The sequence below is a fragment of the Streptomyces sp. NPDC023541 genome (assembly GCF_055559995.1).
On record NZ_JBVHJO010000007.1, the window covers coordinates 217,582 to 241,736 of the forward strand.

At 73.3% G+C, this 24,155-nt stretch carries 19 protein-coding genes; 12 read left to right on the top strand and 7 right to left on the bottom strand.

The window, feature by feature from the left end:
- Positions 1 to 103 precede the first annotated feature (103 nt).
- The 4 genes from ACZ3X1_RS19555 (at position 104) to ACZ3X1_RS19570 (ending at position 7,105) form a co-directional block, all read left to right on the top strand.
- Positions 104 to 1,381 carry a M6 family metalloprotease domain-containing protein gene (locus ACZ3X1_RS19555; protein WP_356811825.1) on the top strand — a complete coding sequence of 426 codons (1,278 nt, stop codon included), beginning with the start codon at positions 104 to 106 and terminating at the stop codon, positions 1,379 to 1,381.
- Between the two features lie 314 nt (positions 1,382 to 1,695).
- Positions 1,696 to 2,235 (top strand): hypothetical protein, encoded by a 540-nt coding sequence (locus ACZ3X1_RS19560; protein ID WP_356811824.1) that lies wholly within the window; start codon positions 1,696 to 1,698, stop codon positions 2,233 to 2,235.
- Positions 2,236 to 2,452: 217 nt separating this feature from the next.
- The gene (locus tag ACZ3X1_RS19565; RefSeq protein WP_467280411.1) at positions 2,453 to 6,571 is read left to right on the top strand and encodes a golvesin C-terminal-like domain-containing protein; all 4,119 of its coding nucleotides are present in this window, start codon (positions 2,453 to 2,455) and stop codon (positions 6,569 to 6,571) included.
- Positions 6,572 to 6,643: 72 nt separating this feature from the next.
- Entirely contained in the window at positions 6,644 to 7,105 is a 462-nt protein-coding gene (locus ACZ3X1_RS19570) for a hypothetical protein (protein ID WP_467280412.1), read from the top strand.
- Between the two features lie 73 nt (positions 7,106 to 7,178).
- Here the strand turns inward: ACZ3X1_RS19570 and ACZ3X1_RS19575 are convergent, their stop codons facing one another.
- The 7 genes from ACZ3X1_RS19575 to ACZ3X1_RS19605 form a co-directional block, all read right to left on the bottom strand.
- Positions 7,179 to 9,377, bottom strand: a complete 2,199-nt coding sequence (locus tag ACZ3X1_RS19575) for an FAD/NAD(P)-binding protein (RefSeq protein ID WP_467280413.1) — start codon at positions 9,375 to 9,377, stop codon at positions 7,179 to 7,181.
- Positions 9,378 to 9,439: 62 nt separating this feature from the next.
- Positions 9,440 to 10,555, bottom strand: coding sequence for a 2-aminoethylphosphonate aminotransferase (locus ACZ3X1_RS19580; protein WP_362625595.1), 1,116 nt, complete (start codon positions 10,553 to 10,555; stop codon positions 9,440 to 9,442).
- On the bottom strand, positions 10,552 to 11,679 hold the full coding sequence (aepY, locus tag ACZ3X1_RS19585) for a phosphonopyruvate decarboxylase (RefSeq protein ID WP_467280415.1): 1,128 nt from the start codon (positions 11,677 to 11,679) through the stop codon (positions 10,552 to 10,554). The genes ACZ3X1_RS19580 and aepY overlap by 4 nt, the downstream gene beginning before the upstream one ends.
- Positions 11,676 to 13,271 carry an isocitrate lyase/phosphoenolpyruvate mutase family protein gene (locus tag ACZ3X1_RS19590; protein WP_467280416.1) on the bottom strand — a complete coding sequence of 532 codons (1,596 nt, stop codon included), beginning with the start codon at positions 13,269 to 13,271 and terminating at the stop codon, positions 11,676 to 11,678. The genes aepY and ACZ3X1_RS19590 overlap by 4 nt, the downstream gene beginning before the upstream one ends.
- Positions 13,272 to 13,366: 95 nt before the next feature.
- Entirely contained in the window at positions 13,367 to 14,014 is a 648-nt protein-coding gene (locus tag ACZ3X1_RS19595; RefSeq protein WP_467280417.1) for a 4'-phosphopantetheinyl transferase family protein, read from the bottom strand.
- Positions 14,015 to 14,037: 23 nt separating this feature from the next.
- A complete protein-coding gene (locus tag ACZ3X1_RS19600) occupies positions 14,038 to 15,687 on the bottom strand; it encodes an MFS transporter (RefSeq protein WP_362625600.1) in 1,650 nt (549 codons plus the stop codon).
- Complete coding sequence (locus ACZ3X1_RS19605; RefSeq protein WP_467280418.1) at positions 15,684 to 16,628, bottom strand: sterol desaturase family protein; 945 nt, start codon at positions 16,626 to 16,628, stop codon at positions 15,684 to 15,686. Before ACZ3X1_RS19605 ends, ACZ3X1_RS19600 begins: the two co-directional genes overlap by 4 nt.
- Before the next feature lie 234 nt (positions 16,629 to 16,862).
- Between ACZ3X1_RS19605 and ACZ3X1_RS19610 the strand changes: the two genes are divergently transcribed.
- Genes ACZ3X1_RS19610 through ACZ3X1_RS19645 form a run of 8 tightly spaced genes read left to right on the top strand, consistent with a single transcriptional unit; the run spans position 16,863 to position 24,128 of the window.
- The gene (locus ACZ3X1_RS19610) at positions 16,863 to 17,666 is read left to right on the top strand and encodes an alpha/beta fold hydrolase (protein ID WP_467280419.1); all 804 of its coding nucleotides are present in this window, start codon (positions 16,863 to 16,865) and stop codon (positions 17,664 to 17,666) included.
- A 3-nt stretch (positions 17,667 to 17,669) separates the two neighbouring features.
- Positions 17,670 to 18,875, top strand: a complete 1,206-nt coding sequence (locus tag ACZ3X1_RS19615; RefSeq protein WP_467280420.1) for a beta-ketoacyl-[acyl-carrier-protein] synthase family protein — start codon at positions 17,670 to 17,672, stop codon at positions 18,873 to 18,875.
- A gap of 11 nt (positions 18,876 to 18,886) precedes the next feature.
- A complete protein-coding gene (locus ACZ3X1_RS19620; protein WP_356815914.1) occupies positions 18,887 to 19,843 on the top strand; it encodes a beta-ketoacyl synthase N-terminal-like domain-containing protein in 957 nt (318 codons plus the stop codon).
- A gap of 9 nt (positions 19,844 to 19,852) precedes the next feature.
- The gene (locus ACZ3X1_RS19625; RefSeq protein WP_356815915.1) at positions 19,853 to 20,647 is read left to right on the top strand and encodes an SDR family oxidoreductase; all 795 of its coding nucleotides are present in this window, start codon (positions 19,853 to 19,855) and stop codon (positions 20,645 to 20,647) included.
- 45 nt (positions 20,648 to 20,692) lie between these two features.
- On the top strand, positions 20,693 to 20,959 hold the full coding sequence (locus tag ACZ3X1_RS19630) for an acyl carrier protein (RefSeq protein WP_467280421.1): 267 nt from the start codon (positions 20,693 to 20,695) through the stop codon (positions 20,957 to 20,959).
- A complete protein-coding gene (fabG, locus tag ACZ3X1_RS19635) occupies positions 20,959 to 21,705 on the top strand; it encodes a 3-oxoacyl-ACP reductase FabG (RefSeq protein ID WP_356815916.1) in 747 nt (248 codons plus the stop codon). Before ACZ3X1_RS19630 ends, fabG begins: the two co-directional genes overlap by 1 nt.
- A 12-nt stretch (positions 21,706 to 21,717) precedes the next feature.
- Positions 21,718 to 22,947, top strand: coding sequence for a beta-ketoacyl-[acyl-carrier-protein] synthase family protein (locus ACZ3X1_RS19640; protein WP_467280422.1), 1,230 nt, complete (start codon positions 21,718 to 21,720; stop codon positions 22,945 to 22,947).
- Positions 22,944 to 24,128 (top strand): beta-ketoacyl synthase N-terminal-like domain-containing protein, encoded by a 1,185-nt coding sequence (locus tag ACZ3X1_RS19645; protein ID WP_467280423.1) that lies wholly within the window; start codon positions 22,944 to 22,946, stop codon positions 24,126 to 24,128. The genes ACZ3X1_RS19640 and ACZ3X1_RS19645 overlap by 4 nt, the downstream gene beginning before the upstream one ends.
- The last annotated feature ends 27 nt before the right edge of the window (positions 24,129 to 24,155 follow it).

A 24,155-nucleotide genomic window follows, 5' to 3' on the forward strand; every position in this document is an offset into this window, starting at 1 on the left:
TTTGGCCTCTTCCGACGCGCGGGCGCGGCGCGCCCGGCGGAGGGTGAGCGCACAGGGCGCAGACCGGAGAGGGCCGGCTGCCGCGGACCCGAAGGCGATCTCCATGACGCAGACCCGCCACCGGATACGCAGACCACGCCTCACCGGCGCGTACATCGGCCTGACCGCGCTGGCGATCGGCGTCAGCGCGACCGCGAGCACGGGGACATCCGGCCGGGGCCAGTCCGCGGCCGGACCGGTGGCCACGACCGTCGAATCGGCTCTCGCGCCCTGCCGGATCGCCGGGACGATGGGCGTGCAGATGTCCGAGGGCATGCCGACCCCGCCCGGGTACTCGCGCTCGACGGGTGAGGTCCGGGCACTGAACCTGATGATCGACTTCCCCGACGCCAAGGGCGAGGGCACGGCCCTGGACCGGCTGGCGGAGTTCTTCCCCCAGACCTCCGACTGGTTCCGCACCAGCTCCTACGGCCGGCTGGCCTACCGGGCCGAGGCTCCGATAAGGACCTGGCTGCGGATGCCGATGCCCTTCGCGGCGTACGGGATCGAGCGCGGGTCCTCGTACGAGCCGGGCTACCGGCAGCTCGTCGAGCACATCGCGAAGGCCGCCGACGCCGAGGTGGACTTCAGCCGGTACGACCTGATCAACATCCTGGTCACGCCGAACGCCGGGCCCTCCGCCCTGGACACCGTCCTGTCGGTGACCTTCTCGGGCAACGGCGAGGCGCCGACTGCGGACGGGGTCCCGCTGTCCAACACGTCCTTCGTCTACAGCCGGCAGGACGACGGGTCCGGGACCTACCGGGAGACCGGCTACCGGGTGCTCCCGCACGAGAACGGGCACGTCTTCGGGCTCCCCGACCTCTACACCTCCGACGGCGGGAACACGGTGGGGCACTGGGACATCATGAGCGAGGACTGGGGTGCCAACAACGACCTGATGGGCTGGCACAAGTGGAAGCTGGGCTGGCTGGACGGCACGCAGATCTCCTGCGCGTCGAAGTCGGGCACCAGCGACCACGTACTGACGCCGCTGGCGGTGGAGGGCGGCATGAAGCTGGCCTTCGTGCCGCTGTCGGAGAGCGTCGGGTACGCCGTGGAGGTGCGGACCCGGGCCGGCAACGACGAGGCCGTCTGCCGGCCCGGCGTCCTCATCTACAAGGTGGACTCCGACGTGGACACCGGGAACGGGCCGGTGACCGTCTCGGACAGCTCGGACGCGAGCGGCGGCTGCACCCGCCGGCCCAATGTGCACGCCGAGCTGTCGGACGCGCCGTTCCGGCCGGGTGAGACCTTCACCGACGAGAAGGCCGGCATCAGCATCTCCGTGGTGGGCGAACTGCGCGACGGCGGCTACCAGATCCGCGTCACCCGCCCGTAACGCCCGTGCGGGCGGGTACGGATCGCGCTCCGGAGCCGGGGCCACGCTCGGCGTGGCCCCGGCTCCTCCGCATGCCCGCGCCGGAAGACGCATGGTGCGTGCAACTAAGCTTTGGCTAAAGCCGGTTCGTGCACGCTGGTTAAATTCCGGACGCCTGGCGGCGATATGACCGCTATGCGTACATTCTCCCGGAATCGACATTGGTAGCTTCCCCATAAGCGATCGTCGGAGGGGGGCCGGCCATCCGAGTCGTACGGCGGACGCTCCTCCTGACCCGCATCACTTACGGGACGTTCATGAGGAGTGACCACCCCATGTCGATGAAGACCACCCTGCGCATCACCCTGGCCACCGCGACCACCTTCGCGGCGCTGGGCGTCGCCGCCCCGCAGGCCGCCGTGGCCGACACCCCCGGGCGCCACTTCACCGTCGCCGCCCAGGCACCGGCCTCGACCCAGAGCCTCGTGGCGGCGAACCGGCAGGCGGCCGCCGCGGGGGCCACCGCCTGCGGCGCCGGCTACACGCAGATCCTCCTGGCGGAGCGCCTGCCGAGCGCCACCACCCGCTACGCCACGGTGTACGTCTACACCAACGGCAAGGAGACCGGCCCGCAGATCTACGACCAGCCGACCTGTGCCGTGCTGCACAACGAGACCGGCTCGGCCCAGTACATGGGCGTCCGTCTGAAGGACAACTACACCTCCACCCCGGACACCCAGGACTTCGGCACCTACACGTCCTACGCCGGCCCCGTCTACCAGAACCGCGGCTATTGCGGCCACGTGTACTCGTACATGAAGAAGTCCGGCAAGGTCGTCGTCGACCACATGCGCGTCGTCGGCTCCTGCAACTGACCGCAGCGGCGCCTCAAGACCCGCCACCACCCGGCACCTCCGTCCCGGCGTCCCGCCGGCCGGGAGACCGGGACCCCCGGCGTGCACTGATCTGACATGAGCATTACAAGCCTGGCCACTGGTGTCCGTCCCCGTGGCCCGGTCGGATCCTGCCGCCGGCTCCACCGCGAGAGAGCGAAGAGTGAACCGAAGTAGCCTGAGGCGTGCGCGGATACCCGTGACCGCCGCCATCACCCTGTCCCTGGCCGCCGGCGTCTCGACGTCGCAGGCCTTCTCGGCCCCGGCCCCGACGCCGCCCCCGAACGCGACGGCCGACCCGGCCGCCCGACCCCCCGGCGCCGAGGCGCCCAAACCCGAGGCAGTTCCGGAGAAGGACCGCTCCGCGACCCTTGGGAAGGACTACCGCGGGTCCAAGGACCGCGCGTGGACCACCTCCGGCGACGGCACGGGCTTCCACGTCCTGCTCGCCGACGAGAAGGACGGCTACAAGTGGCGCACCGCCGCCACGCTGGCCGAGCCCGGCTTCGACACCGACACCTGGATCGGCAACGCCTGCCTGACCCGGTCGGGCAACCACGCCGCCGTCGCGTACGCGCCGCGCACCTTCACCAACAAGCCGGAGCTCATGGCGCGCGGTGCCTTCACCGCCATCGTCGACCTGCAGACCGGTCAGGTGACCAAGCTGCCGGTGCAGGCCAGCCTCGGCTACTTCTCCCCGGGCTGCGGCACGGGCGACACGGCCGTCTTCTCGCAGTTCGCGGACGAGACGGCCCCGAAGAACGAGACGCGCCTGGTCAAGGTCGACGCCCCGACGGCCAAGTCGGACGTCCTGACCGTGCCCGGCCAGGTGACCTCGGCCATCCCGGTCAACGGCGAGATCGTCGCCGCGCAGGGACCGACGCTGGTCAAGGTGGCCAAGGACGCCAAGGTCCTGCCGATCAAGAAGACTTCGGCCGTCCCGTTCCAGCTGATGGCGGACGCCGAGGGCGGCGTCACGTACATCGACCGCGTCGAGCCCGGCGCGAAGAACGCCGCCAAGCCCGGCAGCAGCCTGCTCGCCCCCTCGGCGAAGGGCGGTCCCGCCGCGCCCGAGCCCACCGGCGCCGTCGCCCGGGTCACCGCGGACGACGTGAAGAAGGCCGACGGCACGGCCGCGGGCACCCAGGTGGCCACCGGCCGGCTGGAGGCCTTCGACCTGGCCCGCACCCCGTCCGGCACCGTCTTCGTCACCGGTACGGCCACCACCACCGGCAACCTGCCGGGTGCGGTGAAGAACCCGGGCGGCATCGCCAAGGAGTCCTCGGTCTCCAGCGAGGGCCAGGCCTCGGTCATGACCCGCTGGGCCGACGGCAAGGACTCCCGTCTGCGTCCCGAGGACACGCTGAGCGCCCGCGCCGCGCGCACCTCGCTCAAGGCCCTGGACACGGGCAGGACCGTCGAGCTCGACGCCCTCCCGACCTCGGACCCGATCGGCGGCGAGAAGTCCCTCAAGGACGGCCAGGCCACCTCTCCGGCCCTGGAGAACGCCGCGGGCGGTTCGGCCCCGGCCGCGAAGCCGGCCGCGAAGAACGCCCCCTCCGCCGTCTCCTCGGCCGCGGCGGCGGCTCCGGCCAACGACACCGTCGACGCCGACCGGTACTGCTCCGTCCCGCGCAACGACCCCCGCAAGCAGGCCTTCCAGCCGACACCGCGGCAGGTGGAGTGGGCGGTCAACCAGACCGTCATCGGCCAGCTCAACAAGGGCGCCAGCCGTCCGGCGAACTGGAAGAACACGGGCATGGCGGCGTACGCGCCGCAGTCCCTCTTCCCGCTCACGGTGCTGGACGGCGACCCCAACGGCACTCCCGACCGCGGTGACGAGTGGCACGTGCCCTCGCAGGTGATGCTCGGCATCACCGCGCAGGAGTCCAACATGTGGCAGGCCACGCGCTACGCCGTCCCGGGTGTCACCGCCAACTCCCTGATCGGCAACTTCTACGGCGTCAAGTACGCCTCCAACGGCCAGCAGCAGGACCCCTGGGCCATCGACTGGGCGGACGCCGACTGCGGTTACGGCATCACCCAGGTGACCGACGGCATGCGCATGCACGGCAAGGAGAAGAAGGACGAGAAGCCCAAGACGGCCGTCCAGCAGGAGGCCGTCGCCCTGGACTACGCGGCCAACATCGCCTCCGGCGTGAACATCCTGATCGAGAAGTGGAACTCCACTCGCCGTGACGGGCTGGTCATCAACGACGGCCACCCGAAGTGGATCGAGAACTGGACGTACGCCCTCTGGGCCTACAACGCGGGCTACCACCCGAAGTCGACCGCGGGCGCCAACAGCGGCAAGTGGGGCGTGGGCTGGACCAACAACCCGGCGAACCCGCTGTGGAAGGCGAACCGGACTCCCTTCCTGGAGGACGCCAGCGGCGGGAACGCGTACTACCACGCCGCCAACCCGCAGCACTGGCCGTACCAGGAGAAGGTGATCGGCTGGGCGGCGCGCCCGATCGAGGCGATGACCAAGCCGGGCGCCTTCGGCGCCGGCTACCGCGAGGCCTGGTGGCTCAACCCGGGCGAGCGCACCCGCGCGATGCCTCCGATCGGGCTGTTCTGCGACGCCTCCAACGACTGCGACAGGTCCAAGATCGCAGAGAACGACTCGAACAAGACCGGCCAGGGCGCCTGCCTGCTGCCGGGTGACCCGGACAGCAAGAACCCGCTGTACCTGAAGTGCTGGTACAACAAGCCGGCCACGTGGAAGAACTGCAAGGACGCCCAGTGCGGCACCCCGGTGCACCGGTTCAACGACACCTACCCGGAGCAGCCCGACGAGGCCTCGTACCCGCCGCGCTGCACCATCGGCCTGCCGGAGGGCACGCTCGTCGTCGACGACATGCCGAACGGTACCTACCCCGCGGGCGGGGCGCGCAACTGCGCCAACGCCGAGTCCGCCGGATCGTTCCAGTTCACCTTCAGCGGCTCGGGCGGGGTCTACCCCAGCAAGATCGACACGCACCAGATCGGCGCGGGCTTCCGCAACCACTTCTGGTTCACGCACACGCGTGACAAGAACACCGCCGAGGGCACCAGGCTCGCCGCTTCCGGTACCTGGACGCTGAACAAGCCCAACCGCGGCTGGATGCGCGTCTGGGTCCACATCCCGGACCACGGCGCGCACACCCGTCAGGCCTCCTACCAGGTCAAGGGAACCGACTCCAGGAGCCCCGTGCGCGTACAGCCGCAGCGCGTGCTGGAGAACAAGTGGGCGGACCTCGGCGTCTTCAACTTCACCGCCACGCCCCAGGTGGTCCTCGACAGTCACAGCATCGACGGTGACGGCACCGAGGACATCGCCTGGGACGCCGTGGGCTTCCAACCCCTCGGGGCCAAGCCGGCGAACTTCGTGGTCGCCATGGGCGACTCGTACTCCTCCGGTGAAGGCGCCTCCGTCTCGGGCGGCGGCGACTACTACAAGGAGACGGACCTCCTCGGCAAGGACAAAAAACTCCGCAACGCCTGCCACCGGTCCAAGCACGCGTGGTCGCGTCAGGCCACACTGCCGGGCTACTCCAAGTCGATCGGCGCCATGTCGGACGACCGTGACGGCAACATGGACTACCACCTGATCGCCTGCTCCGGTGCGCAGACCGAGAACATCCTCTCCAAGGACGACCGAATCGGTTCGGTCAAGGCCAAGAACGCCGAAGGCCAGTACGGCCAGCCCTCCTACGGCGAGCTCCCGCAGCTCGACAAGGGCTACCTCGACCAGAACACCACCCTGGTGACGATGTCGATCGGCGGAAACGACGCCCGCTTCACCGACGTGATCAAGGAGTGCATCTACAAGGCGGTCCTCCTCAACTGCCAGAGCGCGAGCCTGGACGGCGAGTCGGAGGATCTCAAGGTCACGGAACCCCGGCTGATCAAGGAGAAGGTCCGGCCCTCCATCGTCACGACGCTCAAGGAGATCGCCGAGCGGGCGCCGAACGCCAAGATCGTGCTGATGGGCTACCCGCCCCTCCTTGAGGGCAGCGTCTGCATCCCGGGCATCAACGGAGACGAGCAGCCCTGGATCAACGAGATCGGCGCCCTGCTGGTCAAGGAGATGACGGGCGCCGCCGCGGATGCGCGGGCCGCGGGCGTCAAGGCCTGGTTCTCCGACCCCACGGACGACTTCAAGGGCCAGGCGATCTGTGGAAAGCCCGAGACGATCCACGGCATCGTGACGGACAAGACCCCGGGTGACGAGGATGCTCCGACCTCCGCCCAGTCCTTCCACCCGAAGATCGCCGGTGCTCGGCTGTACGCGAACTCCCTGCAGAGCACGCTCAACAGTCCGGAAATGAAGTAACAGCCTCCGGCTGAAGGGGCCCTGAGTATCCGTACTCAGGGCCCCTGCCCGTTCCTCTGAAAGGCTTCCCCCATGAACAAGGCCTTCGGTGTTCTCGGCTCCGCCCTCGCCGGCGCCCTCACAGGGTGGCTGGCGCTCGCCCTGTGGCAGTGGGCCGACGCCGAGGAGAAGCGCACCTGCGCGGACAGCCAGTCCGTCTGCATCACCTTCCATCCGCTGATCGGCATCCTCACATGGGTGGCCCTGGCCGCGGTCGTCCTCGCCGTCGTCCTGCCGCTGCTGGGGGTACGGCCCCGGAAGTCGGTGACGGCCGCCGCCCTCACCCTGCAGGCGTACGCGCTGGCCATCATCGGCCCGCTCGCGCCGCACGACGTCCCTGACACCGACGCGCCGAACCTGATCGCCCTGGCGCTGGGCCCGGCGCTCGTCGCCGTCTGCTCGGTGCCGGCCTGGCGACGCGCCGGACTGATCACCGTCGCCGTGCTGGTGGTGGCGGCGTTCATCACCCTGGGCGTCGTCGACGACTTGTTCTAGACGCGCGGAAACACCGATGGGCCCCCGCTTCGCGCGGGGGCCCATCGGTGTTTCCGCAGGCCGCCGGGAGGGGTCAGCGGCCCGTGGCTCTGGGCCAGAAGGCGTCCAGCCAGACGAGGGTGTCCCGCATGACGTAGTGGTCGGCGTTCGGGCGCAGCGCGGAGAGCAGGAAGGAGCGGGCGCCCTCGGAGGGGACCCCGAGGACGGTGAACCGCGGGTCCGGGGTTCCGTCCGGGGCGACGGGGTGGAACCGCGGGCTCAGGTCGAGGCCGCCCGGCTGGAAGACCTCGCCGTCCGCCGACTCGTTGCGCCACAGCCGGACCACGCCCCGGTCGAGGAGGTTGCGGTAGAGCGGGAGGACGTCGAGCCGCGGGTCGAAGCCGTGCATGCGGGCCTCGACCAGGACGTCGACGGGCCGGGACAGGCCGGTGTGCGGGCCTTCGACCACGGTCTTCCCGCTGGCCTCGTCGACCCGGGTGCGCGCTCCCGGTCCGGCGCCGACGTCGAGCAGTCCGCAGTCGACCAGGGCGGCCATCTTGGCCATGATCTCGGCGGCGGCCCCGTTGGCCAGCCGGTTGTGGTGGCGTACGTAGGTCCCCAGGAAGTGGCGCTGGGAGGCGGGGGTCAGGCCCGCGTGGTCCACGGCGTACGAGATGACCTGGCGCAGGTCGCGCCAGACGCCGTCGGCGGCGGCCTTGTGGGGGTTCCTCAGGTTGCCCTGGCGGGCCCACAGCTGGTCCCGCGCCATGAACGCGGCGACCGACGCGCGGAACTCCTCGGGGGAGGCGGCGGGCGGGACCGGGGAGACGGCGCGGTGCCAGTCGAAGCGGTTGCCGTGGAGGTAGGTCTCCAGCCCCCATGCGGAGTCGAGGGGGTCGGTCACGGAGCCGGGCGGCACGGACCGGTCGACGCACCGGCGGACCTCGGCCTCGGCCGTGGGCCCGTACACGGTCCTCGTCCAGTGCAGCAGCACGTCACGGACCGGCCAGGACACGGTGGCCTGGGCCCCGAACAGTGAGCACTTGCCGCGCAGTACGCCCTCCAGCACGTCGGCGATCTCGTCCACGGCGCGTTCCAGCGGGGCGGTCAGGGCGCCGGGCCCGTCGGCGGGCGTGCCGGTCACGAAGGCCAGGTGGCCGGGGAGTGCGCGCTGGGTCAGCAGCAGGGCGACGGCCGGCCCGAAGAGGGTGACGTAGTGCAGGTGGGCCATCTCCAGGACGACCAGCGGCAGGAGGTCGCGCTCGAAGTCCAGCTGCCGGCGCCCCGTGCCGTCGCCGCCCGGGGGCCGGCCGACGTGGGCGCGCAGCTGGTCGACGGCCTCGCGCGTCAGGAAGGTGCCGGGGTGGTCGCCGCCGCCGTCGCTGGGCTTGTGGTTGTCGGGGCGGGCGAAGGTGAACAGGCCGGAGCCGCTGAACGCGACGACGGCCGCGGGCTCCCGGCCGGAGGGCCGGTAGACCAGGCGCGGTCCGTCCTGGTGGAAGGTGCCGCCGCGGCCCTCGGTGAGGTGCAGGATCGTGTCGATGGCGGTGAGGCCCATGCCGGCGCAGCCGACGACCGTGTCCGGTCCGCAGCTGCCCGCGCCGAGCTCCTCCTCCAGCGGGTACGGGTGCGGTACGTGGCGGGTCGCGCCGCCGGTGGCCGGGCGGTCCGCGGCGGAGCGCTCCGGGTCGTGGTACGAGTGGCCCGTCAGCAGGAGCACCTCGTCGGCGGTGCGGCGGTCGCCGTCGGCGGTGACGACCTCCAGCCGGTCGCCGGCGGCGGGGGCGATGTCCACGACCTCGGCGTGGTGCAGGTGGAGTTCGGCGCCGGGGTGGCGGCGCAGGTCCGCGGCGAAGGCGTCGAACATGTCGCGCAGGGCCAGTCCGTGGACGTAGCGCTTGGGCCAGTCCTCGGGGCCGAGGTCGAGGTCCGGGTCTGCCGTCTCCTCGAAGCGGCGGCGGCACCACTCGTGCAGGGTGGGCCGCTCGGCGGGCGGGCGCAGCGGTCCGGCGCCGGTCACCGTCTCGTCGGCGGCGAAGCCCACCTGGGCGCCGATGCGGTTGAGGTAGCTGGTGCGTGCCTGGTCGGGGGCGTGCGCGCGGCCCGCGCCGAACGCGCCGGTGCGTTCGTAGAGGTGGACCTCCAGGCGGTGCCCCTCCCCCAGCCGGTCGATCGTCGCCGACAGCCGCTCCAGGGCGTACGTGGCCCTGGGCCCGCCACCCACCACGGTGAGCCGGTAAGGCTCTGGCGTCGCCGCGGGTCGGCCGGATGCGTCAGCTCGGGGGGTGGTCACGGGCACCTCATTCAGGGGTCGGAGGAGATCTGCCGGGGCTCGGGGCCGTCGGTGGCGGGCCGTCAGCCGCGGGCCGTCAGGATCCGGGTGAGCGCGGCGAGGAAGCGGTCGATGTCCTGCTCCGTCATCTGCCCCATCGTGGAGAGCCGGAAGAAGTCCGCCGCCAGCTGTTCCTGGGCGCTGTAGATGACGAAGCCCTCCGCGCGCAGGCCGCCGTGCAGCTCGGCGTAGCGGCAGCCGGCCGGGATGCGGACGGCGGTCAGGGAGGCGGCGCGCTGCCCGGGCGGGAGCAGGATCTCCAGGCCGAGCGCCTCCAGGCCGTCGCGCAGCCGCCGGGCGAGGGCGGTGTAGCGGGCGTGGCGGGCCTCCCAGCCCTCGGCGAGGGCCAGGTCGAGGGCGGCGTCGAAGGCGTAGAAGCCGGGGATGGCCGGGGTGAAGGCGGGGGCCTGGGCCTTCTCCTGGGCGGCGTAGTGCCGGTGCAGGTCGAGGTAGTAGCCGCGGCGGGGGTGGCCGGCCAGGGCTTCGAAGGAGGTCCTGGCGGCGCTGACGAAGCCGAGGCCGGGGGCTCCTTCGAGGCACTTGTTGGCGGAGCCCGCCAGCCAGTCGACGCCGTCGGCGGCCAGGGAGATGCGTTCCGCGCCGATGCTGCTGACGGCGTCCACGACGACCTCGCGGCCGTGGGCGTGCGCGATCCGGGTCACGGCGGCGACGTCGTTGAGCATGCCGCTGCTGGTCTCGTGGTGGACCACGCCCACGTGGGTCAGTCCGGGGTCCGCGGCCAGGGCCCGGTCGACGGCGGCGAGGTCCACGGGTGTGGCCCAGCCCAGTTCGAGCCGGTGGGCGCGGATGCCGTGGGCGTCCGCGATGTGCCGGAACCGTTCGCCGTAGTGGCCGTTGTCGATGACCAGCAGGCCTCCGTCGTGGGGCACGGCCGAGCTGACGGCGGCCTCGACGGCGGCGGTGCCCGAGCCGGTGAGGACGACGGAGGTGTGCCGGTCGTCGCCGCCCGCGGCGAGGGTGGTCTTGTGCCGGACGCGGGTGAGGAGGTCGGAGAACTCCGGCTCGCGGTGGCACATGTCGGGTCCGGCGAGCGCCGTGCGCACCCGGTCGTCGGTGATGACGGGGCCGGGGTTCATCAGGACGAGGCGTTCCGGGCGCGGCGGCGTGCTGTCGTTCATCGGGCGATCGCTTCCTTGAATCGGGCCGCCGAGGCGGGCGGGGCGAGGGCCGGGCGGCCGAGGTTCGGGTCCGATCCGGGGGCGATGCGGACGCGGACCAGGTGGGCTCCCCCGTCCTGCTGTGCGCGCAGGACGGCGGCGCGCAGGGCGCCGGCGTCGCGGACGTCGTGGGTGGCCCGGTAGCCGCAGGCCGCGGCGATCGCCGCGAAGTCCACCCCGGCGGAGGCGGTGGGCTGCCCGCCGGTGGACTCGTAGGACTCGTTGTCCAGCAGGAGGTGGCACAGGTCGGTGTCGGCGTGGCGGCCGATGGTGGCCATGGCCTCCAGCCGCATCAGGGCCGCACCGTCGCCGTCGAGTACGGCGACCCGGCGGTCGGGGGTGTGCAGGGCGACGCCGAGGGCCACGCTGGAGGCGCAACCCATGGAGCCGACGACGTACAGGTTCTGCGGGCGGTCCCAGTCGTGTTCCAGTTCCCGGGCGGTCTTGCCGGTGGTGGCGACGAGCAGGGTGTCGGGGTCCATGGCGGAGACGATGTGGCCGATCGCCTCGGCCCGCTTCATCAGCTGCGGGCCGGCTGCCGGGACGGGGGCCGCGGCGGCGGGGGCCTCGTAGGGGGCGACGGCCCCCTTGGGCACGATGAACGCGAACGGCAGTCCGGTGGTGTCCATGTGCTCGGCGGCCACGTCGAGGCGCTCGGCGAGGAGCGCGGGGTCGTCGGGGAGCACCTCGTTGCGCACGCCCATGGACGTCAGCATGTCCTGGGTGATCCGGCCCATCAGCTCGTGCTGGGGCTCGTCGGGCCGGCCGGGACGGCCGCGCCAGGTGACGAGGAGCAGGACCGGCAGGCGCAGGGTGTGGCAGAGGGAGGTCAGCGGGTTGACGGTGTTGCCGAGGCCGGAGTTCTGGAGGATGACCACCGGGCGGCGTCCGGCGAGGACGGCGCCCGCGGCCAGGGCCACGGCCTCGCCCTCGTTGGCCGCGATGACGTACTCCTGCGGGTGCTCGGCCTCCAAGCAGGAGATGACCGGGCCGAGGAAGGAGCAGGGCACGCCGGTGAACGGGCCGTGCCCCTGCTGACGGAGCAGTTCGACCAGGGTGCGCGCCTGAAGGGGTCCGGTGCTCACTGTCCGCCCTCCCGGGTGGCGAACAGCTCGGTGGCGCGGGCGATGTCCTGCGCGGTCCGCAGTTCCAGCCAGCCGGAGCCGATCTCGACCGCGCCGACCCGGTGCCCGGCGGCGAGCAGGTCGGTGAGCAGGTCGGCCAGGGTGCCCTCGCTGCCGTCGGCGCGGCGCTTCTCGGCGACCTGGCGCAGTGCGGCGAAGCCCTGGGCGGAGAAGGCCGCGGCGCCGGCGAACTCGCCGTCCGCCTCGGTACCGGCGACGGCGAGGACCTCGCTGCCGGAGGCGCCGCCGAGCCGGCGGCCGCCGCGGAGCGTGGAGTCGAGGGTCAGCGGCAGGGCGTCGGCGCGGCGCTCGGCGCCGGGTCCGCCGGACACGTCGACGAGCACGGCGATGTCGCCGCCCGCGGCGACGAGGCGGCGCAGCGGCTCGCCCTCGACGAAGACGTCGCCGGAGACCAGCACGGTGCCGCTCAGGGCGTCGTCGTCCAGGGCGAGTACGGCGCCGGTGGCGTCGGCCTGGGCGGGCAGGAGCGTGACGTCCTGCGGGGCCCGCGCGGCGTCGGCGCCCGCGGTGGCGGACACCGATTCGATGTCCGCCCGGCGCAGTGCGGCGCTCTGCTCGGCGAGCAGGCCGGCGGCGGGGGCGGTGGGCCGGCCGGGGACGACGACGGCCCGGGCGCGGCCGGCGTACGGGGTGATGAACTCGGCCTCGTGGCGCTTCTGGAGGGCCATGCCCTGGAGGTCGAACACGGTGGACAGGGGTGCGATCCGGTCCTCGATGCCGGTGGTGCGGTCGTCGCGCAGGATCGAGGCGAAGGTCTCGCTGACGGCGGCGATGCCCGCGCGCAGACCGTGGTTGGCGTAGATGACCATCTTGGCGCCGGCTTCGGCCAGTTCGGTGGCGGTGATGGTGTGGTAGGTGGTGGGGACGACGACCACGGGGGTGGGCAGGGTCCAGCGTTCGAGGAAGCGCAGGACCGGCTCCGGGGAGCTGCCCTTGGCGTGGATCAGTACGGCGTCGGCGCCGGCCGCCGCGTAGGCCTCGCCGCGGCGCAGTGCCTCGTCCATGCCCCAGCCCGCGATGAGGGCCTCGATGCGGGCGATGACCATGAGGTCCGGGGTGCTCTGGGCGGCCTTGGCGGCGCGCAGCTTGCCGCAGAACTCGGCGATGGGAGCCAGTTCCTGACGGCCCGGGATGAAGCTGTTGACCTTCGGGAAGCGCTTGTCCTCGATGGACACGCCGGCGATCCCGGCCGCCTCGTAGCGGCGGATCATGTTCATGACGTTGTGGGCGTTGCCGTAGCCGGCGTCGCAGTCGGCGACCACGGGAACATCGACGGCGGCCGCCAACGAGGTGGCGGTGGCGAGGAGTTCGCTCATGGTCAGGATGTCGGTGTCGGGCACGCCCTGGGAGGCGGAGACCTCCAGGCCGCTCGACCAGACGCCGTCGAAGCCAGCCCGCTCGGCGAGGCGCGCCCCGAGCGGGTTGTGCGCGCCGATGATGCGTACGGTGCCCGGGCGGGCGAAGAGGTCGCGGAGCTGCCGGGCTCCGGTCGTCCTGTGGTCCCCGCGTGCCTCTGTCGTCCCAGTAGTCATGCCGATTCTCCTGTTGTCCGCATTCGTGCGTGAGGGGGCGCAGCATCATCGGGGCGGCCCACATAATGCAATTGCCGGTAATTCAAATTGGTCGGTCAAACGGTGACGGCCGTGAATACCAGGCCGTCGGCCACCAGCCAGCGTCCGTCGAAATGCCGGACGGTACGGCCGGCCACCTCCGGGCCGTCGGCCAGGAGGCGTGCGTGGAACTCGCCGTCGGTGGTGGCCGGGCCGGGTTCCGGGTGGAACCGCAGTTCGGCCTGGGTGAAGTCGAGCCAGCGCCCGGTGAGCGGGAACCACGTCTTGTAGACGGACTCCTTGGCGCTGAAGAGGACCGTGTCCCAGTGCAGACCCGGCCTGGACCGGGCCAGCGTCCGGAGCCGGACGCGCTCGTGCGGGAGCGCCACCGCCTCCAGGACTCCCGGGGGCAGCGGGACGTGCGGTTCGGCGTCGATGCCGAGTCCCGTCAGATCGGCGGACCGGGCGGCGGCCGCCGCCCGGTAGCCGTCACAGTGGGTGATGGCGCCGGCCACGCCCGTGGGCCACAGCGGTTCTCCGGAGCCGCCCACGGCGACGGGCCCGGCGGGCACGCCCAGGCGGTCCAGTGCGCGGCGGGCGCAGAGCCGTCCGGTGGCGAAGGTCCGTCTGCGTCCTTCCGAGGCGCGCACCACGGCCGCGCGTTCCTCGGGGTGGAGGCGGGAGACGGCGCCGGGTGGGTCCGCGTACTCCGCCGAACTGGCCACGCAAGCGGGCAGGATCCGCTCGATCACTTCGTGCGCCCCCCGCTCGCGTGCTCCGGGTCGGTGTGCTCCGAGTCGGCGTGCTCCGGGTCCGCGTGCTCCGCGCCCGCCCGGCCGGGGCCCGCGAAGAGGCCGGCCACCGCGCCGAGGGCGGCCACCGCCGCAGTGGCGAGCAGGGCGTGCTGCATGCCCTCCAGGAACACGGCCCGGGCGATGTCCGTGAGGGTGGAGCGCGCCGCGTCCACCGTCCCCGGATCGGGCGCGAGGCCCACGGCCACCGCGCGTACGGCCGCGTCCAGGGCGCCGGGGGCGATCTCGACGCCCTCCGCGGCGAGGCGGCCGGGCAGGGCGGAAGCGGCGTGGGCCGCGACGAGGGCGCCCGCGGTGGCGGTGCCCAGACTTCCGCCCACTTGCATGGCCGTCTGCTGCATGCCGCCGGCGACACCCGACAGTTCGACCGGTGCGCTGCTGATGACGAGCTTGGTGGCGCCGACCATGACCGGGCTGAAGCCGAGCCCGAGCAGGAAGAAGCACAGCGTCGTCTCCAGCGTCCCGGACTGCGCGTCGAGACGGGACAGGGCGCACATGGCCGCCGCGGTCACCAGCAGTCCGGCGACCACCGGGGCCCGGGGCCCGGACCTGCTGATCCACATCGCCGCGAACGGCGCGCCCACGATCATCAGCAGGGTCAGCCCCAGGACGCGGACGCCCGACTCGGCGGGGGTCAGCCCGAGCACGTTCTGCAGGTAGAAGATCAGGACGAACGGCGCGCCGAACATCACGAAGGACATGGCGAGCATGGCCAGGATTCCGACGGTGAAGCGGACCGACCGGAAGATGCGGGGTGGGACCAGCGGGTCGGCGGTGCGCCGCTCCCACCAGGTGAAGAAGGCACCGAGGAGCAGCGCCGCGGCCAGCAGCGCCAGAGTACGGGCGTCGGGGCGGCCCTGGTCGGCGACCGTGGCCAGGCCCCCGACGAACAGGCACAGCGCGGCGCCCAGGACGGCCATGCCGGCCAGGTCCGGGCGGCCGGGCGGCCGCTCGCCGCGCACGTCGCGCAGCACCGTGACGCCGAGGGCCAGGGCGACCGCGCCGAGCGGCACGTTCAGGTAGAACACCCAGCTCCAGGCGGCGTGTTCGACGAGCAGGCCGCCGACGACGGGGCCGGCCGCGGTGGACGCGGCGATGACGGCGCTGCGCACGGCGATCGGCATGTTGAGCCGGTCGGCCGGGAAGGCGGTGCGCAGCAGGCCGAGGGTGGCGGGCTGCATCAGCGCGCCGAACACGCCCTGGAGGACGCGCAGTGCGATGACCCGGCCCAGGCTGTCGGAGGCGCCGATGGCCACCGAGGTGGCCGTGAAGCCGGCGGCGCCGATGAGGAAGACGGTGCGGTGGCCGTAGCGGTCGCCGAGCCTGCCGGCGGCGATGAGCAGGGCGGCGACGGCGAGCAGGTAGCCGTTCGTCACCCACTGGATGCCGGTCAGGCTCGCGTCGAGGTCGGCCTGCATGGCCGGCTGGGCGACGGTGACGATGGTGCCGTCGAGCGAGACCATCATGGCCCCGACCGACAGGGTCAGCAGGGTCAGCCAGGGGTGGCCCCGTACCCCGCGGCGCGGCGGGGAGGGCGGGCCGCCCTGCCCCTCCGCGGCCGCGGTGTGTCCGGTCGCCCCGCTCATGTCAGGAGCTCACCCGGCTGTCCCGCGGCGGCCGTCCGGCCGGCGCCGTCGCGCTTGCCGGCGCCGTCACGGCGGCCGGAGCCGTCCTCGGCGGGCTTCCAGCCGGGCGGGCCGAAGACGTAGCCGAGCTTGTGGCGCAGCGTGCTCGCGCCGCGCACGTCGCGGAACATGTTGCCGAACTCGTGGACCTGGATCTTCCAGATGGAGAAGGTCTCGATCTGCTTGGTCAGGCCGTACGTGGGGCGCTGCACCTCGGGCTGGAAGGTCCCGAAGATCCGGTCCCAGAGGATGAGGATGCTGCCGAAGTTCTTGTCCAGGTATTCCGGGTCGTTGCCGTGGTGCACGCGGTGGTGCGAGGGCGTCACGAAGACGTACTCGAACCAGCGGGGCAGCTTTCCGATCTTCTCGGTGTGCGCGAAGAGCCCGTACACGAGGTGGGCCGAATGCATCGTGAAGACCAGCGCGGGGTGCACGCCGAGCAGCGGGAGCGGCAGCCAGATCATCTTCTCGAACCACTGGGCCCACTTGCGGCGCAGCGCGGTCGAGAGGTTGAAGTACTGGCTGGAGTGGTGCACCTGGTGACCGGCCCAGATGAGCCGGATGCCGTGCGCGGCGCGGTGGTACCAGTAGAGGAGGAACTCCACGCCGAAGAAGAGGACGACCCATGTGGTCCAGGACGAGGACGACAGGTGCCAGGGCGCCACGTACTCGTACACGAGCAGGTAGAGCGCGAGCGCCACGGTCCGCAGCATGGTGGACGAGAACAGCGCGCCGAAGCCCGTGAGGATGCTCGCGCGGTGGTCGCGCAGGTCGTATCCGGGCCGCTCGTCGTGGTCGTCACCGAACTTGATCGCCAGCATCTCGATCACGATCAGCAACGCCATGGCGGGCAGGGCGTAGACCGCTGGATCGTGCAGCCGGTCTATGACCTTATCGAGCATCGCTCTCTCCTCGTTTCGACTTCCGCAAAAGCCTAAACACGCTCCCTAAAAAGCCCCCTAAAGCCCGCCTTAACTTTTGCTTCACCAGGACGACGGCCCTGCGGGCAGAACTGTTTAGTGGCGTTTTAGCATCCCCCGGGTACGCTCGCCGTCGGCTTGGCAGGAAATCGCAATTTCCGGATCGTCGCCACTTTTTCGAGGAACTGGCCGCAAAGATCCAGGAACGGGGTGCGAATGGGCGGGAACGGTCTCGCGGTCCGAATGGGGCGGCCCGCCCGCGGCGGTGGCGCGGTGCGCGTGCTCGCCCTGCACGGGCTGGCCGCGAGCGCGACCACCTGGACGGCCTTCGGTGAACACGCCGCGGACGAGGTCGAATTGTGGACGGCCGAGCTGCCGTGGGGAGTCGGCGGCCCGACCTCGTGGAGCCACCGCGGCGACCCCGCCGAGTGGATCGGCCGCGCCTTGGACGCGGTCCCCGGCGGGGCCGACGTCCTCGTCGCCCATTCCTTCTCCGCCGTCCTCGCCGTGGAGCACCTCGCCCGCGTCCCGCACGCCGGACGGCCCCGCGCCCTGGTGGCCGTGTCGCCCTTCCACCGACGCGACCCGGCCGACTTCCACTGGGACGACGCCGGCCACTACCTCGGCATCTTCCAGGAGGTGTTCGAGGAGGCGCTGGGCGTCGCCTCGGCGCGGCGGCTGTCACCGCAGACCCGCCGGGACATGGCCCTGCTCGTGCGCGACCGCGTCGGCCCGTACGGCTGGACGCGCTTTTGGGAGAGCTACCTGCGCAGCCCCTTCGTCGACGTCGGCGGCCTCGACCTGCCGGTGCTCGTCGTGGCCGGGGAGCAGGACCGCTTCGCGCCGCCGCGGGAGGCCGGGCTGCTGGCGGCCGCGCTGCCGCAGGGGCGGTTCGAACTGCTGCGGGGCTGCGGCCACTTCCCGATGACCGAGCGGCCCCGGCCGTTCGCCGACGCCGTCCGCCTGCTGATCGCCGGGTCGGCCGCGCAGCCTTCCGCGGCTCCCACGAGAGTGAGTTGACCCTTGCGCCCCTCTGCCACCCCCGACGTCTTCGTGACCGGAATCGGCGCCGTCAGCTGCCTCGGCGCCACCGCGGACGCGTTCTGGACCGGGCTGAAGGCCGCCGCCTCGCGGCCCACCCCCGTACCGGGTCTGACCGAGCACGTGCCCGACGTACTCGCCTACCAGGTGCCCGACGACGGGACCGGTACGGCGGACGCGCCCTCCGGCGCCCCGGGCCGTGCCGCGCGGTTCGCGCTGACCGCCGCCCGCGAGGCGATCGCCGACGCCGGCCTGGGCGCGCACGAGGTCTCGGAAGCCGCCGTGGTGATCGGTACGGCCGTCGGCGAGAGCGGCGGGCGCGAGGAAGGGCCGGGCGGCGAGGGCGCCGGGGACGGGACGGCTCCGGCGGCGGGGTCCTGGGAGCCCATGTTCTCCGTCGCATCCACGGTCGGCGCCGAACTCACCGCCTTCGGGCCGAACATCAGCGTCAGCAACGCCTGCGCCGCGAGCGGCTACGCGCTGTCCGTCGCCGTGGACCTGATCCGCCGCGGCGAGGCCGACACCGTGCTGCTCGGGGGTGCGGAGGGCATCTCCCGGGTGCCCCTGGCGAGCTTCAGCCGGCTGGGCGCGGCCGACCCCGAGACCTGCCGGCCCTTCGACGCCGGCCGCCGGGGGACCGTCTTCGGCGAGGGGGCCGCCGTGCTGGTCCTGCAGTCCGCCCGGGCCGCGGCGGGCCGGGCCGTCTACGGCCGGGTGCTGGGGACCGCGTGGAGCTGCGACGCCCACCACCCCACCGCGCCCGATCCCGGCGGCGAGCAGCTGGTACGGGTGGCCCGCGCGGCCCTGGCGGAGGCCGGGCGCGGTCCCGGCGACATCGGGTGCGTCGTCCCGCACGGCACCGGCACCCGGCAGAACGACGTGGTCGAGTACCAGGTCCTGCGCGAACTCCTCGCCGACCGCGCCGCGCACACCCCGCTGTTCAGCCTGAAGGCCTTCATCGGGCACACCGCCGGCGCCGCCGCCGCCTTCGCCGCCGTGTCCGCGGCGCTGATGGTCCGGCACGGGGAGATCCCGGCGAACACCGCGCTCGCGCAGCAGGACCCGGAGTGTCCCGTCTGGCTGCCACAGGACGGACCGACCGTGCTGCGGCAGCCGAACGTCCTGGTCAACGCCTACGCGTTCGGCGGGAGCAACTTCACGATGGTGTTCGGGGGCGGGGCGCGGTGACGGTACGTGTCGTGGTGGCAGAGTCCGTCGTCCACGGGGCGGGACTGGTCCTGCCGCCGGAGGGGACCGGCCCGGCGGAGCCCTGGTTCGACCACCGGGCGCGGCTCGGCCGCGGGTACAAGTACCTGCCGCCCGCCTGCCAGTACCTGCTCGCCGCGGCCCGGACGGCCCTGGAGGACTCCGGCCCGCACGCGGACCCGCACACCGCGGCCCCGGAGCTGCGCGGAGCCGTCGTCGGCACCAACAGCGCCGTGGCGGCCCTGCACGCGGCCATCGACGAGACCGTCCGCCGCGAGGGGGCCTCCGCGCTGAGCCCGATGAGCGTGCCGTACTTCGCGGTGAACCTCGTCGCCGGCCGCCTGTCGGCCGAGCACCAGCTCAAGGGCTTCAACCTGACCGTGACCTCGCCGCGGGTGGCCGGCGTCGAGGCCCTGCACCTGGCCGCCCTCGAACTGGCCGCGGGACGCGCCGCCGTGACGCTGGCCGGGGCCGCCGAGGCCCCCGACCCGCGGGCGGGCGACGCCGAACCGGAGGCGGGCGCCGCGCTGTTCGTGCTCCGCCCGGGCGGAGGGCCCGTACCGGCCGGCGGGGCGGTCCTGCGGACCGTACTGCGCTTCGTCCCGCCGCCGGCCCTGGCCGCCGCGGAGGGCCGCCGCCGCGCCCGGGACTCCGTACGGCAGGCCCTGGACGCGCTGGGCGCGGACGGGCCCGCACCGGACGAGGTCGAGCTGCTGGCCGACCCCTCGCCGGTCGGCGACGCCGTCGCCGACGCCCTGCGCTCCTGGTGCGCCGACCGCGCACCGGTGTCCACGCGCCGGTCCGGGGCGCGGGCCGGAGCCCTGGCCCCGGTGGTCCGGCTGGCCGCACGCCCCCTCCCGGCGGGCGCCGGCCGCCGGCTCGTCGTCACCGCCTCCCGCGCGGGCAACGTCGCGCTCGCCACGGCACACACCCCCGAACACACCGACTGAGAGGTACGCATGCTGACATCCCTCAAGGGCTCCTGGTGCCTGATCCTGGGCGCCTCCAGCGGCATGGGCCGGGCCACCGCCCTGGCCATGGCCAAGGAGGGCGCCAACATCTTCGGCGTCCACTTCGGCACGGCGGCCCAGCAGGAGGAGGCCGACGAGCTGGTGGCGGAGCTGCGCGCCACGGGCGTGCAGGTGTCCTTCCACAACTGCAACGCCGCCAGCAAGCAGACCCGCGCCGAACTGGTGCCGGTCCTCAAGGAGCTGGCCGGGCCCGGGGGCGTACGGGTGCTGCTGCACTCCCTCGCCTTCGGCAGCCTGCTGCCCTTCCTCCCGCAGGAGGGCCAGGAGGACGTCATCACCCCGCGCCAGATGGACATGACCGTCGACGTCATGGGCCACAGCCTCGTGTACTGGGTGCGCGACCTGTACGTCGCCGGCCTGCTGCCGGCCGGCGCCAAGGTGTTCGCGCTCACCAGCCGCGGCGACGGCCGGGTGATGCCCAGCTACGGCGCCGTGTCCGCCGCCAAGTCCGCCCTGGCCTCGCACGTGCGCCAGCTCGCCGTCGAGCTGGCTCCCTCCGGCGTCTCGGTGAACGCCCTGCGCGCCGGCCTGACCCTCACCCCGGCGCTGCTGCGCATCCCCGGCAGCGAGGGACTGGCCCGCTACGCCACGGAGTCGAACCCGCACGGCCGCCTGACGGTCCCCGAGGACGTCGCCGAGGCCGTCGTCATGCTCTCGGCCACCGACTCCTCGTGGATGACCGGCAACGTCATCGACGTCGACGGCGGCGAAGGCCTCGTCTGACCCTCCCCCGCACCACCCGCACACCCATCCCAGGAGAAAACGATCATGTCCGAGCAGACCACCAGCGCCGCCGCCGTACTGGACACCGAGGACCTGCGCTCCACCATCGCGGAGATCCTGGACGTCGACCCCTCCGAGGTGACCGACACCGCCGACTTCAAGGAGGACCTCGACGTCGACTCCCTCCTGGCGCTGGAGATCCTCGTCACCCTGGAGCGCAAGTACCAGGTGAAGATGGAGGAGTCGAACCTCCAGCTGATGCGGTCCTTCAAGGTCGTCCACGACCTGCTGGCCGAGAAGCTCGCCGCCTGATGCCGCACGACACGCGCAGGGTCGCGGTCGTCACCGGCGGGTCGCGCGGCATCGGCCGGGCCGTCGTGGAGCGGTTCCTCTCCGACGGGTACGACGTCGGCTACTGCTACCGCTCCCGGCCCGCCGACGCCGACGCGGTCGAGCGCCTCGCCGCCGAGCACGGCGGCCGGGTCTTCGACGCGTCCGTGGACGTGACCGACGCCGACGCCGTACGCGGCTTCCTGGAGCGGACGCAGGAACGGCTGGGGCAGATCGACGCACTCGTCACCAGCGCGGGCATCGTCCACGACGGCCCGCTGGTGACGATGGGCCAGGACGCCTGGAACAGCGTCATCGACACCAACCTGACCGGCACCTACAACGTGTGCCGCGCCGCCGTCTTCGCCCTCATCAAGCAGGGCCGGGGAAGCATCGTCACCGTGTCGTCCGTGGCGGGCGTCCACGGCAGCGCCACGCAGACCAACTACGCGGCCTCCAAGGCCGGGATCATCGGCTTCACCAAGTCGCTGTCCAAGGAAGTGGCCCGCTTCGGCATCCGCGCCAACGTGGTGGCGCCCGGCCTGATCGCGACGGACATGACCGACGGCATGACGGCGAAGGCGCGCGACGGCGTCATCGCCACGATCCCGCTCCGCCGGATCGGCACCGCAGGGGAGGTGGCCGACACCGTGGCGTTCCTCGCGTCGGACCGCGCCGCCTACATCACGGGACAGGTGATCCGGGTCGATGGCGGCATCAGCAACTGAGGGAGCGCGGTGATGGCAGCGATGGCAGCGCAGACGGGACCCGCGCGGGTCGTCGTGACCGGGCTCGGCGTGCTCACGCCGATCGGCACGACCGTGGCGGGCTTCTGGGACGCCGCGGTCCGCGGAGTGGTGGGCACCGGCCCGCTGACGCGTCCCGACGCGGCCGACTTCCCGGCCGCGCTGGCCGGCGAGGTGCCCGGCTTCGACGCGCCGCGGGCCGGCGGTGAGCGCAGCCTGGCGCTCGCCAGGGCCGCGGCCGCCGCGGCGGCGGCCGACGCGGGGATCCCCCGGTGGACCGGCGACCCGTACCGGGCCGGCGTCTGCCTGGGCACGCTCCTCGGCAGCCGCGCCGGGCTCGAACCGGCCGTGACCGGCTTCCACCGCGGCGCGGGCCCCCACGGGGCGCCGTACCCGGGGCCGCGGCCGGCGCCGGACCTCACGGACGCGGTGGCCCGCGAACTGGGCTTCCTCGGACCGGGCCTGGCCGTCGCCACGGCCTGCGCCTCGGGCAACAGCGCGCTCGCCCACGCCGCCGACACCATCCGGGCGGGCCGCGCCGACGTGATGATCGCCGGCGGGGTCGACGAACTGTCCAGCGGCATCATGATGATGTTCTCCAGCCTGCGCTCACTGGCCCCCGACTTCCTGCGGCCCTTCGACCGCGACCGCGCGGGGCTCATCGTCTCGGAGGGGGCGGCCGCGCTGGTCCTGGAGTCCTACGAGCACGCCCGCCGGCGCGGCGCGCACGTCCACGCCGAACTGGCGGGCTGGGCCTCGGCGTCGGACGCCCACCACATGACGGCCCCGCACCCGCAGGGCAGCGGCGCCCGCCGCTCCATGCTGCGGGCCCTGAAGTCCGCCGGGATCTCCCCCGACCGCGTCGACCACGTCAGCGCCCACGGCACCGGCACCCCCTCCAACGACCGCGTCGAGGCACAGGCCCTGCGGGACGTCTTCGGAGCCCGCACACCCGCCGTGACCTCGCTGAAGGGAGCCCTCGGGCACACCCAGGGCGCGGCCAGCGCCATCGAGGCCGTGGCGTGCGTCCTGGCGCTGCGCGACGGGGTGGTCCCGCCCACGGCCAACCTGGTCGACCTGGACCCGGAGTGCGACGTCGACGTCGTGCGCGGCCAGGCGCGCGAGACGCCGGTGCGGGTCGCCGTCAACAACGCCTTCGGCTTCGGGGGCAACACCGCATGCACCGTCTTCACCCGCCCGAGCACAGCAGGGAGCGCACGATGAGCCCCACGGCCGCCGTCACCGGCATCGCCCTGGCCAGTCCGCTCGGCGGCAGCCTCGACGCGACCTGGGAGGCGCTGCTGGCCGGACGGACCGGCTTCACACGGGCCACCGCCGCCGACGGCCTGTACCCGGGCGTGGTGAAGGCCACGGCCGGCGCGCTCGCCGACGACCTGCCCGACGTACCGGCCTTCGGCCGCAAGCGGCTGCGCGCGCTCAGCCGCGAGTCCCTGCTGGTCTCCCGGGTCGGGATGCTCGCCTGGCAGGACGCCGGATTCGGACCGGGGACGGCCCCGGACCCGGAGGAGACCGCCGTGGTCCTGGGCACCGCCGGCGGCGGCCTTACGGGCTACCTCCAGGTGATGCGCGACGGACTGACCCTCGGCCCGGAGCTGGTCAGCCCGTACGCCGGCCCGCAGGGCAGCCTGAACGCCGCGGCCTCGGACCTGTCCATCGCCGCCGGCGCGCAGGGCAGCATCGTCACCGTCACGGCCGGCCGCTGCTCCGGAGCGCACGCGCTGACCGTCGCCGCCGACTACGTCCGTACGGGCCAGGCGGAGGCCGTGCTCGTGGCGGCCGTGGACGTGCTGGACCCGCTGCGGCTGGCCGCGGGTGAACGGGCGGGCACACCGGGGCCGTTCGGCGCGGCCCGGGCCGGCGCCCCGCCCGGCGAGGCGGCCGTCGTGCTCGTCGTCGAGGACGCCGCACGGGCGCGGGCCCGGGGTGCCCGGGTGCACGCCGAGATCGCGGGCGTGAGCGCCCTGCGGGGCGGCGCCGACGGCGCGAGCGCCGCCGCTCCCGCCCTCGCGGCGGCCCTGGCCGAGGCCGGGGTCCCGGCCGGGGACCTCTCCCTCGTCTGCTCCTCCGCCGCCGGCGACCCGCACACCGACCGCGCCGAGGCCTTCGCCGTGCACGGCGCCGTCGGATCCGGCACCCCCGTCCACAGCCCCTTCGGCGCCCTCGGGGACTGCGCGGGCGCCACCGCCCTGCTCCAGGTCGCGCTGACCGCGCGGGCCCTGGCCGACCGGTGCGCCCCGCCCACCGCGGGCCGGGGCGCCCCGGATCCGGAGCTGCCCGCCGTCGCCACCGCGGACGGCCCGCGGGCCCTGCCGGGCGGACCCGCGCTGGTCCTGACGACCGACGCGCACGGCCAGGCCTCGGCCGTGGTGCTGCGCACCCCGTAGGCCGTGTCCCGCCGGTCGGGCCGCCGC

What these genes read in the sequence shown, in the direction of transcription:
- ACZ3X1_RS19555 (WP_356811825.1), top strand. Translation starts at nt 104, where the DNA reads ATGACGCAGACCCGCCACCGGATACGCAGACCACGCCTCACCGGCGCG.
- ACZ3X1_RS19560 (WP_356811824.1), top strand. Translation starts at nt 1,696, where the DNA reads ATGTCGATGAAGACCACCCTGCGCATCACCCTGGCCACCGCGACCACC.
- ACZ3X1_RS19570 (WP_467280412.1), top strand. Translation starts at nt 6,644, where the DNA reads ATGAACAAGGCCTTCGGTGTTCTCGGCTCCGCCCTCGCCGGCGCCCTC.
- ACZ3X1_RS19580 (WP_362625595.1), bottom strand. Translation starts at nt 10,555, where the DNA reads ATGAACGACAGCACGCCGCCGCGCCCGGAACGCCTCGTCCTGATGAAC.
- ACZ3X1_RS19590 (WP_467280416.1), bottom strand. Translation starts at nt 13,271, where the DNA reads ATGACTACTGGGACGACAGAGGCACGCGGGGACCACAGGACGACCGGA.
- ACZ3X1_RS19600 (WP_362625600.1), bottom strand. Translation starts at nt 15,687, where the DNA reads ATGAGCGGGGCGACCGGACACACCGCGGCCGCGGAGGGGCAGGGCGGC.
- ACZ3X1_RS19605 (WP_467280418.1), bottom strand. Translation starts at nt 16,628, where the DNA reads ATGCTCGATAAGGTCATAGACCGGCTGCACGATCCAGCGGTCTACGCC.
- ACZ3X1_RS19610 (WP_467280419.1), top strand. Translation starts at nt 16,863, where the DNA reads ATGGGCGGGAACGGTCTCGCGGTCCGAATGGGGCGGCCCGCCCGCGGC.
- ACZ3X1_RS19625 (WP_356815915.1), top strand. Translation starts at nt 19,853, where the DNA reads ATGCTGACATCCCTCAAGGGCTCCTGGTGCCTGATCCTGGGCGCCTCC.
- ACZ3X1_RS19630 (WP_467280421.1), top strand. Translation starts at nt 20,693, where the DNA reads ATGTCCGAGCAGACCACCAGCGCCGCCGCCGTACTGGACACCGAGGAC.
- fabG (WP_356815916.1), top strand. Translation starts at nt 20,959, where the DNA reads ATGCCGCACGACACGCGCAGGGTCGCGGTCGTCACCGGCGGGTCGCGC.
- ACZ3X1_RS19640 (WP_467280422.1), top strand. Translation starts at nt 21,718, where the DNA reads ATGGCAGCGATGGCAGCGCAGACGGGACCCGCGCGGGTCGTCGTGACC.
- ACZ3X1_RS19645 (WP_467280423.1), top strand. Translation starts at nt 22,944, where the DNA reads ATGAGCCCCACGGCCGCCGTCACCGGCATCGCCCTGGCCAGTCCGCTC.